The following is a 12,414-nucleotide window of genomic DNA, read 5'->3' as shown; positions in this document are numbered from 1 at the left end:
TGCTTGCTGGTCCCATCTCGAAATGCGGTGGCAGCGGAAATATCCCTGCGCTGTGTGGCGTTCCCCTCTGGCATCGTGATCGCGAGTCGAGGGGGTGGTCGGTCTGAAGCTGTTCAACACGGCAGACGGGGCAGTCGAGGTCCTGCCGCATCTTGCGGAGGTCGAGGCGGATGTGCAGGCCCTCGTCGAGGCGCACATGGAGACGATGCTGGGTGTCACCTTCCTGGCGAGCGAGTACGTCATCGATTGTGTCGATGGCGGGCGGATCGATTCGTTGGGTCTCGACGAGAACGGTGCGCCCGTGATTGTCGAGTACAAGCGCGGCACCGACGCAGGGGTGATCAACCAGGGCCTCTATTACATGGCCTGGCTGACGCACCACAAGGACGCTTTCCGGGGCCTGGTCCGCGACCGGCTCGGGGCGGCGGCCGCGTCCCAGATCCTGTGGAGCGCACCCCGGCTGATCTGTGTGGCCGGCGACTTCACCCGTTACGACGCGCACGCTGTACGCGAGCACCGGCGCTCGATCGACCTGGTCCGCTACCGGTACTACGGCAGCGATCAGTTCGGCCTCGAGACCGTAGCCTCAGTCACGGGGCACTCGGCTGAAGGCAAGCGGGTACGCCGCCGCGCGCCCAGGTCGCTGCCGGCTCGACAGCAGGGCGGTGCGATGGCGCAGCTGGCTGCGGCAGTCGACGAGACCCTCGTCGGCCTGGGAGACGGCGTCACCCGGGTGCAGCGCAAGCAATACCGCGCCTACCAACGGCTGCGGAACTTCGCCTGCCTCATCCCGCCCCAGCAGACCAAGGTGCTGGTCTACCTGAAAGCGGCTCCGACGGCGGTGGACCTGGTACCGGGCTTCACCCGGGATGTGACCGGGCTCGGCCACCATGGCACCGGAGATCTGGAGGTTCAGCTCCGTTCCGAGCAGGACCTGGAGCGCGCGCGGGATCTGTTCCGGCTCAGTTACGCCGCGGCGTGACGAACTAGGAACCGGCATGACGTGCCGTGGGGCGGTGACGTTATTGATCGTCGCTGTGCTGCCTTTCGACGGGCGGTCAGGAAGTGGCGGTGGAGCTACAAGGATGCGGCGGATCCCCGGTTTCGGTAACCGGGGATCCGCCGCTACACTCCCGCCACCTTCACCGCCTGGGATCAGTTGGGGAATTGGCGCCGCGACTGGGCGGTGGGGTGGGAGGCATGGACACCGAGGCGGACGGGCGCGTCGGGAGGAATGCCGGGCATGAAGAGGCTGGCTCGTTTCGGGTTCGGACCCGGCCATGAGGTGGCCAGGCCCTGTCGTGGGGTCAACGGCGGCTGCGAGCGCTGAGTAGGGCTGGCTGGGGCGGCGGGCCGGTAGCGCCGGGCGGTTGCCCGCTGCGTGCCGGCGGGATTTCGGCGGGAGCGGGCGCAGGCGCGGTGGCGCGGATCCAGCGGGAACGCAGGGAGCCCAGGTCGGCCAGGGCGCGGCGGCTGCCGGTGACGAGCTGGTGAGGGGTGTTGGCCAGGTCGTCGGTGTAGGCGGCGATCCGTACAGCGACCGTCTGGGCGCGGGCGAGGAGCGCGCGATGCAGGATCTTCTCGCCCCAGTACTCGGGGGAGCCTGCGGGCGTGGAGACCAGGGCCATCACGTCTTTGGGCGCGAGGGAGCCGGTGAGCAGGCCGCGGTGTTGGGCCTCGTCGAGGACGGTGATGGGGTCGACCATGCCGCCGCGGTGGACCAGCGCGGTGATGGCCTGCCAGAGCGCGGCATGCAGCGGCAGCAGGAAGTCCGCCTCGGTCAACCACCGCATCTGGCGGACCTCCGCCGGGTAGGCGGTGGCGGTCGCCAGGAGGAGGCGTTCTTCGTCGAGGTCCTCCTGGTCGGCCTGCCGTGGGACCTCCGCGGGGAGCGGCGTTCGGGGAAAGGAGCCGGAGCGCGGGTCGAACTGTTCGGCGAGGGCGTCCAGGACGCGGCCGAGGTCGTCGGCCATGCCGAGCGTCGCGGCGGCCGGGTTGGGCAGGCCGGGGTCGCTCGCGGTGGACGCGAGGCGCTCGGCGTGGGCGCGCAGAACCCTGCGGGCATTGTCGGCGCGGATCATCCTGGCGTACGCCGCCGCATGCTTGGGCTGCGGGCAGAACTGGATGAGGGTGTGCAGGTAGGAGGCGTTCAGGCCGGGAGCGTGCGGACGCGCGTGCTCCAGCACGGCGTTGAGCCAGGCGGTGTCCTTGGCGTGGTCGGCTGGGTCGGGCGGAGGGAGTGTGCGGATCGCGGTGAACAGCGCGGCGTGGGTGTGGCTGTCGAAGTGCTGGCTGTTCAGGGGCTCGGTGTCGGCCAGACGTACAGGTTCGAGGAGGAGGGCGCCGAGCAGGGCCTGCTCGGCGTAGTGGACCGGCTTCGGCGCCGGCACGCGGTCGAGGTCGTCGTCCTCGTCGGGTTCGGGGGCGTGGGGCATCAGGCGGCGAGGGTGAAGTCGTCGGGGTTGAAGGGCTTGTTGAGGTGCGGGGCGAGCAGGTGGGCGGCCAGGCGCGGGGGGACGGCGTTGCCGATCTGCGAGAAGGTCTGGCCCTTGTTGCCCTGCCACGGATAGTCGGCGGGGAAGCTCTGCAGCACGCCTGCTTCCCGCGCGGTGATCTTGATCGGGGCCGGTGCCGCTCGCAGCTCGTCGTCCGGAACGCCGGAGGCGGTGTCGGGGATCCAGACGCACTCGTTGGCGTGGTGGCCGAAGAACAGGGTGCCGGCGGGCTCGTCGGCCCGGCGCACGGTGGCGTTGGTCTGGTTGTTGCTGCGCAGTGACCACGACCAGCGGTGCGCCTCGGCGGTGAACGTGGGGGTCGACGTATCTGCGGGGCGGTTGTCGCGGACACTGTGCCGGGCGGCCCAGCCGGAGCCCTCCCGGCGGGAGGCCAGGACGAATTCGGCGTCGGGGTGGGGTGTCCAGGTGCCGCGGTCGCGAGCGTCGGTCAGGGTCTTGCGCGAGCCGGAGGGGAAGGGTTCGGGGCCGCCTCCTGGTCCGCCGCCAGCGCACACGGTGGGCACGGGGCGGTCGGTGGCGCCCCAACCCAGGGCTTCGGCCATGGACAGCCAGCGGTCGCGGCCGGGCCCGAAGAGAGATTCCGGTTCGGCGGTCTGCGCGTGGGTGGGCGGCGGGGGTTCGGCGGTGCGGGTGCGGGAGGCGAGCAGGATCGCCCGTCGCCTTGTCTGGGGGACGCCGTAGTCGGCGGCGTTGAGGATGCCGGTCCATACGGAGAAGCCCCAGGTCCGCAAGATCGCCGCGTACTGCCTCCAAAGGGGCAGGACATCGGGAACTTCCTCCATGAGCACCCACTCGGGCTCGCCCACCAGGTTCAGGGCGTGCAGGTAGCGCATGGGCTCGGCGGCGAGGAGCGAGCGTTCGTCCGCGCACGCGCCGAGCAGCTGTTCGCGGGTGTCGCGTCCGGCGGCGAGGTCGGCGACGGCTTGGTGGACGAGGGGCTGGTCGACCAGGCCGAGGCGCTTGCCCGCCATGCTCCATGCCTGACAGGGAGGGGAGGCGATCAGGCCGAGGATCCGGCCGGAGAAGATCCATGCCGGATAGCGGGCGACATCGGTGCGGATCGTCAACTGTCCGGCCCTGGTCCGGGTCTTGCAGGCCCACTCGTCCCACTCCAGGCCGATGTCCCGCGCGCCGAGGACGGTGAGCGCGTGGCTCCAGCCGCCGGGACCCGCGAACAGGTCGAGAATGATGCGTCTCATGAGGCCAGCCCGAAGTCGTCCTGCACCGGCTCGACTTCACCCCGGCAGGACCAGGGAGAACAGCCGTCGGCCACACCGTTTTCCAGCTCCTCGACCGTGGCGGCCGGGTCGTCGAGCTCCTGTCGGCGCGCTGCCCACTCGGCGGCCGTGACGTGGTCGATGGGGGCCTGGGTGAGCGGCACGCGGGAGCGGTGTAGGAACGCCTGGCCGAGCAGCCGGTTGCCGGCCGCGTTGGCGCGGGCGTTGCCCTGACGGATGGCAGCGTCGAACGCGACCACGTCCGCCCATTCCTGCGGGCTGGTGTCCCGGATATTTCGCCACTGCTGATTTCCGTGAAATGGGCAGCCCAAGCAACTCGATTTTGGTGTTTCTGCCAGACCGATAGAGGCCAGGTATCGGATGCAATCTGCTCGTGACCAGTTGAGGTCGATGAGTGGGTGACGGTTGCGCATGTACTTGACGTCGGCATCTTTGGCTCGGTGGAATTCATCGGTGGAGATGTCGACCCACTGCTCGACGAACACGCTCTTTGGGATGCGCTTCGGGTAGGGGTATCCGAGGAGTTCCCGGACCTTCTTCTTTATAGGTTTGACCTTGTATTCCCCGGTGCACTGGCGCCTGGTCATGCCCTGTTTCCCGTCCTGGTTGAGGATGTAGAGGGGCATGGAGGCGAATCGATGCTCCGGGTCGCGGGCGTCGTCGCGAATATTCCCGGATGTGACACGCAGCAGGGGTATTCCGGCTGGTGCGGCGATTTCTCGTTCGAGGCGGTTCAGGTGGGTGTAGACGGCTGCTGGTTCCCAGCCGGTGTCGGCGAATATCGCGTAGTCGACCTTGGGAAGGGCGCCTGCGGCGGACAGGGCGAGGAGGGTGCTGGATTGAACTCCCGCGCCCAGGGAGAGGGCGCGGAACTGAGGCTGATGGGAAATGGGGAGTCCTGGGTGTGACGGGTGCGGATGTCGGACCTCAACGGGACTCGCTCGCAGGCAGGTTGACGATCGTGAGCGAGTCGCGCGGGATGGCCTTGCAGGGCGGGGGTGGCATCGAGCAGATCGGTGGCCGACTCGACGTACTGGTGGGGCGAGGGACGGAGCAGGACGAGCGGCGTGGGATCGACTGCGCTGGTTCTCTACGTCGCGGGTAAGCGCCGTGCTGAGTTCGGCGCCCGCGTCCTGGGCGGCTTTGGCGGTGTGTGCGGCGCGGTCGAAGGGCAGTAGGTGCGCCCCGTATGGCATCGCCCTTGCGCTGGTCGCCCAGGTCCACCCGGACGCGGGGCGTCGGTGGGCGTGACGTCTCCCGAGGATCGGGTGCGGGGGTCAGCGGGTGCGGCTGGCGGTGGCCTGGGGCAGGGCCGCGGCGGGTCGCGCCGTGGTGGGTGCGAGGCGGTTGGGGCGGCCGAAGGAGGCGGCGAGATCACGGCAGCCGTCGGGGGTGAGGTGGACCCGCTCGTCGGTGAGCCACAGCGGGCACTCCTCGCGGGTCACGAGGCCGCGGGCCTCCAGGGCGCGCACGGTGCTGATCGTCACGCGCAGGTCGTCGGCGCGGACGTAGGGCTTGTTGTCGGCGATGGTCACCTCGCCGCGTGCGACGGCGCGCAGTGCGGCGTTCTGGGCCGCGGTGAGGACGGGGGGCTGGTGAGGGAGCGAAAAGCCCCGGCGAAGCCGCTCGGCGACGTACGCCTCGGCGGCTGTGAGGGCGTCGTCGGCGCCGAGCGCGGTCAGATCTCTGACGAGAGTGAGGCGGCCGCCGGCCTCTCCGAGGGCCTGCTCGCTGGTCAGCGTGACCAGGAGCGAGTCGTCGGTCTCGACGGGGAGTCCGGCGCGCGTGTGGTCGAGGATTTCGGCGGCGTCCAGGAGGTGATCGGCGGTGTCCGTGGCCAGGTGAGCGAGCTGACGTACGCGTGCGTACACGGAGCGGATTACGGGGCTGTGGTACATCCGTTGGGCGTTGAGGGTGTCCACGATGTCCAGCGCCGCTCGGGCCAGGTGCTGGGCGGCGGCGGCCTGGGCGGTGAGGAATGTCGAGGGGCTGGGACCGTTGATCCGGTGTCGCAGAAGGGCGTCGTTGTACCGGGTGAAGTCGGCACCCAGGAGCAGGAGTTGTTCGGCAGGTGCGGTGGACGCGGTGTGCTGGGGCAGGGGGGTTCCGTTTCGGGGCGGCGTCAGCGGCGGCGTGCAGTGGCGCGGTCGAGCTGGGTGAGGGTGTGATGGACGTGCGGGTTCACCGAGGCGCCGCGGACGGGGGTGATCAGGGCGCTGTCCGTGTGCCGTGTGCTGAGGGGGACATCGGCGTAGGCCCGCTCCACGGCCAAGGGCGTGGCCAGGTGGGCGAGGAAGGTGCGGACGAGCGCCTCGGGGGTGTCCTGTGTGAAGGTGGCCAGCGGCTCGTTTTCGTAGTAGAGGTGCTCGGCCTGCCAGGAGATGTTCTCGCCGGGTGTGTGCCGCAGGCTGCAGTACAGGTCGGGTGAGGTGAGAGTGTCGCCGTCGGCGGACCAGTCGTTCAGCTTGGCGAGCTGTTCCAGGGGCATGTCTGTGATCGGGATGCGTTCGGCGTGCCGGGCATCGCCGAGCAGCTGAGGCAGTGCCTGGGTGACGGCGGCGACTGCCTCCAGGGGCGCCTGCCTGCTGAACATCACTTCCCAGAACGGCTCATGGTGGGCCACGGTGACCCATCGGCCGAGCGGGTGCAGCGGGTTGAAGTCGAGGAGCATGCTGCCGTCGGGGCTGTCGATGTTGATGTGCCCGGTGTCGGCGTCGTGCTCGTGGCGCCAGCCGAAGAGGTGGATGAGGGGGCCGATCACGTCGGCGATCCGGTCTCCGGCGCCTGCCATGTACCGCGGCGAGATCATGACCCGGTCGTCGTGCGTGTACGGGTTCACCGGCGTACCCCCTGCCTCGCCGCGATCTTGGGCGGGGCGGTCGCGGCGGCGGTCAGCGCGGTGTGCGGGCGTGGCTTGGCCAGGGCTCGCTGGCCCTGCTCGGTGACGGTGATCTTCTGCCCGTGGTACAGCGAGGTGCTGGTGTCGGCGGTGACCATCCGGTGCTTGGCCAGGGCCCGGTAGGTGGCGATGGACACGCGGGCGCCGTCGTCGGTGGCTACGCGTGTGACGCCCAGTCCGCGTTGGGAACTCTCATACAACCGTGCGCCGCCCAGGAAGGACGTGAGGGCGTCGTACTGGGGGCGGGTGAGGTCTGGCACGGTTGTCTGCTGAGTAGGCGCCGCCTGGTGCTCCTGTTCGGATGACAGGTCTTCGGTGATGCCGTGGGCCAGGTAGTGGGATCCGATAGCGCTCAGGTCGAGCTGGTGGGCGGCGTCATCGAGGTGGCCGGTCATCTGTGGAATGGCCTCGGCGTGCCGCGCGGTACGCACCGCCTCGTCGTCGGCCGGATATCCGGCGAACTGCTGGCCCTCGTAGGGGTTGGCGAGCAGCGCGTGGGCGAGGTCGGTGCCGGCTAGCGACGAAGAGGACACGACCGAGGCCAGCAACTCCAGGCTGGCGCGGCTGCCGGCGATGTTGGTGTACGCGCTGTTGTCGAGCGCGGTCAGACGCACCAGGGCGGTGGCCGTGAGGTCCTGTGCCGTGAGCAGGAGCGGGCTGATGCGGCGCAGCGCGTCCGTGCCGGGGGTGTAGGAGACGTCGCGTACGCGGGCGCGGAGGGCTTCGAAGTCCCGGGCCAACTGGCGAAGCTGGCGGACTTGTTCGTGCAGGTCGAGTTGGGGCGTGGGGATGGGTGACTCCTGTGGGCGGCGGTTCAGCGGCTTCGGGTGGCTGCCTGTGAGGTGGCGGGTATCGGGCGGGCCGTGGCGCCCAGCGCGGTGTCTGGCCCGGCCGCAGGTGGGCCGATGCCGGAGGCGAGGACGGTGATGCCGGCGGGTGTGAGGCGTACGCGGTCCTGGGGCGGGCCGCCGTGGTAGGCGGGCAGCGCGGAGTTCGGAGTGCGTTCGGCCAAGCCCTTCGACTCCAGCGTCCGCAGGGTGCTCATCAGGACCTTGGGATCGCGGGAGCGCGTGAACTCCCGTCCCAGGGAGCTGCTGGCCACGACGTGGCCGGAGGCGATCTGCGCCAGAGCGGAGCGCTGGTCGGAAGTGAGCCGCACATCTGGCGCGATGGCGCTCGCCCCGCGACGGCGCCGCGTCTCGGCGGCGAGACTCACTGCGCAGCCCACCGCGGTCTCGGGAGCCAGGGCGGTCAGCTCACGCGCCACCTGTACGCCGTGGTCCGCTGATGCGGCGCTGAGAAAGGCGAGCTGCTTCAGCTGCACAACTGTCTCCGCCAACTCGGTGCTTTCGTATAGCCGTTGATCGTTGATGGCGCGGACGGCCATGCGGGTGTCGGCCGCCAGTCGCTGAGCGGAGGCGGTATGGGCCTGCGGCTCGGGCTCGGTGGCGGCGCGAAGGTGGAGGTCGAGCGCGTCGTTGTGCCGGGTGTACTGGCCAGCGAGGTGGAGTAGCCGTTCGACGGGCGTGGGCACATCGAACAGCAGGGGTTCGGCGGTCAGCGTGCTCATGAGCGGCGCCGTGCGGTCGGGGCCGGCACGGGCACGGTGGCGGTCGCCGTGGGTGTCGTGGAAGGACGCGGGCGAAGGCAGACGCGGGCTTCGGCCAGGGCCCGACCGGCGTCGTCGAGGTGGACACGCAGGCGGCTGTGCAGGTCGATCGCCTCGAGCTGCTGTTGGAGCGTGGCCTGTGACCCGGGCTGCGCGAACGCGACGAGCGGGGCGAGGGCCTGCGTGTAGTGGGCGATGGCGCGCCCCACGTGCGCCGCCGTCTGGCTCAGGTTCTCGGCCGATGGCGTAGCCGGCCCGCCTGCGCTGTCGTGGTTGTGGAGGTACTCGGCGTCGCCTGCCAGTCGGCTGGCGAGGGCGCACAGCAGCTCGATATGGCGGCTCGCGGTGAACAGGCCGTGCCGGTCGCCGGGGACCGGGTGGTCGCGCAGGTCGGCGGCGACCGCGGCCACAGCTTCGTGCGTCTCCATGTCCTGCAGATCGATGGGTTCGTAGGTGTGCAGTGCGTCTCCCAGGGGTGAGGGCGGTCAACGATGCCTTGACTGGCCGGGCGAACCCGGCGGCCAGGGCAGTGGCGCCGTCGCTTGCTCGGCCGGTGCTCCTGGCGCGGATGCAAAGGAATCGAGGACGGCGGACACCTCCGAGATATGCCGGGTGCAGGCGAGAGCCTGTTGGTTCGTTGCGGGGTGGGTGATGGCCCGCAGCGTGACGTCGGGTTGCTGTTGCCGCATTCCAGGCAGCAACGGTGAGCGGGGTTCCAGTCGTCGGGGACGTCGTGGATCTGTGGCATGGGCGGTTCCAGGTGTGGTGGATCGTCTTGCTGGCCGTAGTCGGTGCGCGGCTTCGCCAAGCACGGCCGATCAACGCGGCGTCTCGCCGTGACCTCTGCACCGCCGGATCAGGCTCGGCACTGCCGGCGGGCTGAAGGGCGAGCGCGTTGTGGTGTCGCACTCATGCGGCCTTGCCGAAGTCGTACTGTTTCGGGGCAGCCTTGGCCACAGCACGCTCGGTGATGTCCTTGGACGCCCGGGTGGAGGCGGCGGAGAGTTCGCCTGCGCCGGGTTCGAGATACCAGGGGCGCAGGTCGAGCATGGCCGCGCGCATGCCGGTGGCGAATGCGAGCGCGGTGCCCTTGGGCAGGGCGCGGATGGCGTCGGCGGCCAGGATGCGTTCCTGCCGCATGCTGACGGACGTGGACTTACCGGACTCGGAGGTCGAGGTGGAGGTGGTCTCGACGTCGTGGTCACCGATCAGGCGGGACAGCTTGTCGGCGAAGTCCGGGTCGTCGATGCCGGACCCGATGACCTTGATCGTGGAGGCGGACCACATGGCGTCCATGCCGGCGTCGCCCCAGACTTTCTGCCCCTGCCGGTAGCTCTGCAGGATCGTGATGGGGATGATCCCGCGGCTGCCGAGGTGGGAGTACAGGTCCGGCAGGTCCGAGATTTTGCAGACGTTGGCGGCCTCGTCGAGGATCGCCAGCATCGGCGGGTCGAGACGTCCTCCGGCGCGTTCGGCCTGGGCGGTCGCGGCCCGCATGACTGAGTCCGCGCACGCGGCGATGAGGCCCGAGGCGCCGCCACCGCCGTCCTTCGACAGCAGATAGAGCGTGTCCTTCGAGGCGACGAACTCGCTCGGCTTGAACTCCGCCACGTTCTTCTGCGGGGTCACCCATGCGGCGATCTCGCTGTTGAGCAGGGCGGCGGCGTACTGGCGGGCGGTTTCGTAGATCCCGTCGCGGGTCTCCGGCGGGCCCTCCACGGTGCCCTTCAACTGCGCGGCGACGGCGGCGAACCCGTGATCGCGCAGGACGTCCAGCGGGGTCCGGTCGGCGGGGAAGGCCAGCCACTGCATCACGTCGGTGATCGGCCGTTCGTCGAGCGCGGCGGCTAGGAACAGCTGCGAGAGGATGTTGGATCCCGCCTTGGACCAGAAGTCGCCCTGCTGGGAGGCGTCCACCGAGGCGGCGAGGAAGTGGCCGGCGAGGCGGCCGGCGCCGTCGAGGGTCTTGGCGTCGGACAAGGGGTTCCACCACATGGCCCGTTCGGCGTGGGCGATCTGCTGCGGGTCCATCGACCAGGTCCGGCCGACGGCCGCCCGCGCGTCGAGCGTGGCGGTGTAGGCGTCGCCCGCGGCCTTGTTGGAGGTGAGCAGGACGGGGCCGGGCGCGTTGAGAATGGAGGGTATCGCGAGCGATGTGGTCTTGCCGGAGCGCGGCGCCATGATCGCGACGGCGACGTCCTCGTACCCCATGCGCACTTCGTGCTTCGTGCCCTGGAGGTTGCCGAGCAGGATGCCGGTGTCGGCCGGTTCGAGGCGCTTGGCGTCCTTCAGACTTGGGCGCAATGATCTTGCCTTGGCGGTGATGGCCTTGGACAGCAGCGGCTCGATGTCCCGCTGCTTGGCCATCCCGGCGACGCGCTTCCTGCGTCCGCCGTTGCCGTCCTTGTGCCGCTTGTACAGCACGGCGGCCGTGATCCCGAGTGCGAGTAGCACGGTGCCGGGCAGGATGCGGGTGCCCAGCAGGAGGGACGTGTCGCCGAGGCGGGGCCACAGCTGGTCGGGACGGAGCAGGGCCTGTACGGGCTGATACGGCGCGCGGGGACCGGTGTCGGTGGCCCAGGCGGTGAGGTTGCCGCCCAGCCACGCCAGGTTCGACAAGGGGACGGCGATGGCGAGGACGACGCCCAGGACGCGGAAGGCTATGTCGTAGCCGTCGGTGGACGAGGTGGAGGAGGGCTGGGGCAAGGGCTGTTCCAGGTACGTGGGTGAGGAGCGCGGCGTGGGCGGGGCCGGTCAGCGGGTGCGGCACGGCGAACGGCCGTGCGGTGCGGGTGGGGCAGTGGTCGCTGGGCGGTGCCGGGCGGCGAGGGCGCTGACGCGTCGCTCCAGGGCGAAGGCGATGTCCGGCGCGGCGACGTGATGGGTGTGCACGGTCATGCGGTCGTGGGCCAAGCCCGGGATCCGGCTCGGATCGCGGGTGATGGGCGTCCGGTCGGCGAGCGACTGCGTCACGGCGGCGATCAGGTGCAGCGGGGTGGTGCCGGTGAACACGGCCCGCCAGATCGTCGGGTCCTGGATCACCGCGGTCTCGATGCTCCACAGATCCCGACCGGGGGCGCCGATCCGCCAGACGTGCGCGATGTTGTCGGGGGAGGCGAGGCTGCCGAGGTGGGGCGGCGTGTGCCAGCCTGCGTCCCGCAGCGGGGCGAAGGGATCGGGCGTTGCGGTGGGCGGGCCGGATGGATCGATCAGGGAGTCAGTGAAGGCGGCGATGATCTCGACGGGGGTGCGGGCTTCGAAGGTGGCCGTCCAGCCGGGGTGATCCGCGGTACGCGCGTGCCGGATGGCCCACCAGCCCGGATCGTCCGGGGCGGGGTCCAGACGCAGCTGGATGAGCTGGTCCGGGCTGGTGAGCAGGACGTGCGGCGTCAGCGGGTCGTGTCCGTAGCTCCAGTCGGCGGCGCGATGCAGCGGCACGGTGATCCACCCCGGGTCTCCGCCGCCCGCGATATAGCGCGGGGTGATGAGCGCCTGCGCGACGGTATCGCTCAAGCGCACCACCGCCGGGCCGCAGACGACGCTGCGGCGGCCTTGGGCACGGGCGGCGCCGTGACCAGTGCTGGCGCGGATGCCTTCGGTCGCTTCTGCGCCAGCGCGTTGATGGCTAAGAGCGCCTGGCTGTGGATCGCCACTGGTCGAGGTAGTGCCAGGCTTCCGCGTAGGTTTCGGCGAGCGGTTCATCGGACGCCTCGGTCCCGGGCAGGGCACTCGCGGGCAGAGCGCGGCGCACGGCGAGCCAGTCGTCGTGGACGGCGTACAGCCCCTTGGTGCTGTCGCGCAGTTCTCGCACCTGCCAGGCGTAGCGCCGGGTCCGGGCGGAGGTGGGCAGCTGGGCGAGCTGCTGTTCGGCGACGTGCACCAGTTCGTCGGCGTGGACTTATACCCGGCCGAAAGAGGCCAAAGTGTCGGAGTCACGCAGGCGCTGGCGCAGGCCGTAGGCGTCCTCGTCGTAGGGCTGGTGCGTGTCGGGGTCGGAGTGCTGGTCGGAGTAGGCGTCCCAGGCGGCGAGGATCTGCCTGCTTTCCCGCAGGTAGATGGCAAGTTGGCTCAGATGGAGGCGGTGCTCTGGGCTCGCGGGTTCCAGTGGAATGGTCAAGAAGGGCCTTCGGGCATACAGGTGTGACAGCGAGG

At 70.1% G+C, this 12,414-nt stretch carries 13 protein-coding genes; 1 reads left to right on the top strand and 12 read right to left on the bottom strand.

The window, feature by feature from the left end:
- Window positions 1-94 precede the first annotated feature (94 nt).
- Window positions 95-982: a transporter gene (locus tag ACFY1L_RS05345; protein WP_388818407.1), complete on the top strand. Its 888-nt coding sequence runs from the start codon at window positions 95-97 to the stop codon at window positions 980-982.
- 325 nt (window positions 983-1,307) lie between these two features.
- Here ACFY1L_RS05345 and ACFY1L_RS05340 read toward each other — a convergent pair whose 3' ends face one another.
- The 12 genes from ACFY1L_RS05340 to ACFY1L_RS05285 form a co-directional block, all read right to left on the bottom strand.
- Entirely contained in the window at window positions 1,308-2,435 is a 1,128-nt protein-coding gene (locus tag ACFY1L_RS05340; protein ID WP_388818405.1) for a DnaB-like helicase N-terminal domain-containing protein, read from the bottom strand.
- The gene (locus ACFY1L_RS05335) at window positions 2,435-3,715 is read right to left on the bottom strand and encodes a DNA cytosine methyltransferase (RefSeq protein WP_388818402.1); all 1,281 of its coding nucleotides are present in this window, start codon (window positions 3,713-3,715) and stop codon (window positions 2,435-2,437) included. Before ACFY1L_RS05335 ends, ACFY1L_RS05340 begins: the two co-directional genes overlap by 1 nt.
- A complete protein-coding gene (locus tag ACFY1L_RS05330) occupies window positions 3,712-4,611 on the bottom strand; it encodes a hypothetical protein (protein WP_388818979.1) in 900 nt (299 codons plus the stop codon). Before ACFY1L_RS05330 ends, ACFY1L_RS05335 begins: the two co-directional genes overlap by 4 nt.
- A 420-nt stretch (window positions 4,612-5,031) precedes the next feature.
- Window positions 5,032-5,625: a hypothetical protein gene (locus ACFY1L_RS05325; protein WP_388818399.1), complete on the bottom strand. Its 594-nt coding sequence runs from the start codon at window positions 5,623-5,625 to the stop codon at window positions 5,032-5,034.
- 251 nt (window positions 5,626-5,876) lie between these two features.
- On the bottom strand, window positions 5,877-6,593 hold the full coding sequence (locus ACFY1L_RS05320) for a DUF317 domain-containing protein (protein ID WP_388818396.1): 717 nt from the start codon (window positions 6,591-6,593) through the stop codon (window positions 5,877-5,879).
- A complete protein-coding gene (locus tag ACFY1L_RS05315) occupies window positions 6,590-7,393 on the bottom strand; it encodes a hypothetical protein (protein WP_388818394.1) in 804 nt (267 codons plus the stop codon). The genes ACFY1L_RS05320 and ACFY1L_RS05315 overlap by 4 nt, the downstream gene beginning before the upstream one ends.
- Window positions 7,394-7,467: 74 nt before the next feature.
- Window positions 7,468-8,223 carry a hypothetical protein gene (locus tag ACFY1L_RS05310; RefSeq protein WP_388818391.1) on the bottom strand — a complete coding sequence of 252 codons (756 nt, stop codon included), beginning with the start codon at window positions 8,221-8,223 and terminating at the stop codon, window positions 7,468-7,470.
- Window positions 8,220-8,690 carry a hypothetical protein gene (locus ACFY1L_RS05305; RefSeq protein ID WP_388818388.1) on the bottom strand — a complete coding sequence of 157 codons (471 nt, stop codon included), beginning with the start codon at window positions 8,688-8,690 and terminating at the stop codon, window positions 8,220-8,222. The genes ACFY1L_RS05310 and ACFY1L_RS05305 overlap by 4 nt, the downstream gene beginning before the upstream one ends.
- Window positions 8,691-9,171: 481 nt before the next feature.
- Window positions 9,172-10,968, bottom strand: coding sequence for a type IV secretory system conjugative DNA transfer family protein (locus tag ACFY1L_RS05300; protein WP_388818386.1), 1,797 nt, complete (start codon window positions 10,966-10,968; stop codon window positions 9,172-9,174).
- A gap of 48 nt (window positions 10,969-11,016) precedes the next feature.
- Complete coding sequence (locus ACFY1L_RS05295; protein ID WP_388818383.1) at window positions 11,017-11,781, bottom strand: DUF317 domain-containing protein; 765 nt, start codon at window positions 11,779-11,781, stop codon at window positions 11,017-11,019.
- A 106-nt stretch (window positions 11,782-11,887) separates the two neighbouring features.
- Window positions 11,888-12,142: a hypothetical protein gene (locus ACFY1L_RS05290; RefSeq protein WP_388818380.1), complete on the bottom strand. Its 255-nt coding sequence runs from the start codon at window positions 12,140-12,142 to the stop codon at window positions 11,888-11,890.
- Window positions 12,143-12,160: 18 nt separating this feature from the next.
- Entirely contained in the window at window positions 12,161-12,379 is a 219-nt protein-coding gene (locus tag ACFY1L_RS05285; RefSeq protein WP_388818378.1) for a hypothetical protein, read from the bottom strand.
- Window positions 12,380-12,414: the final 35 nt, after the last annotated feature.

This window comes from Streptomyces sp. NPDC001663, from assembly GCF_042893105.1.
GTDB lineage: Bacteria > Actinomycetota > Actinomycetes > Streptomycetales > Streptomycetaceae > Streptomyces.
This window is presented reverse-complemented; position numbering and strand designations above follow the sequence as displayed.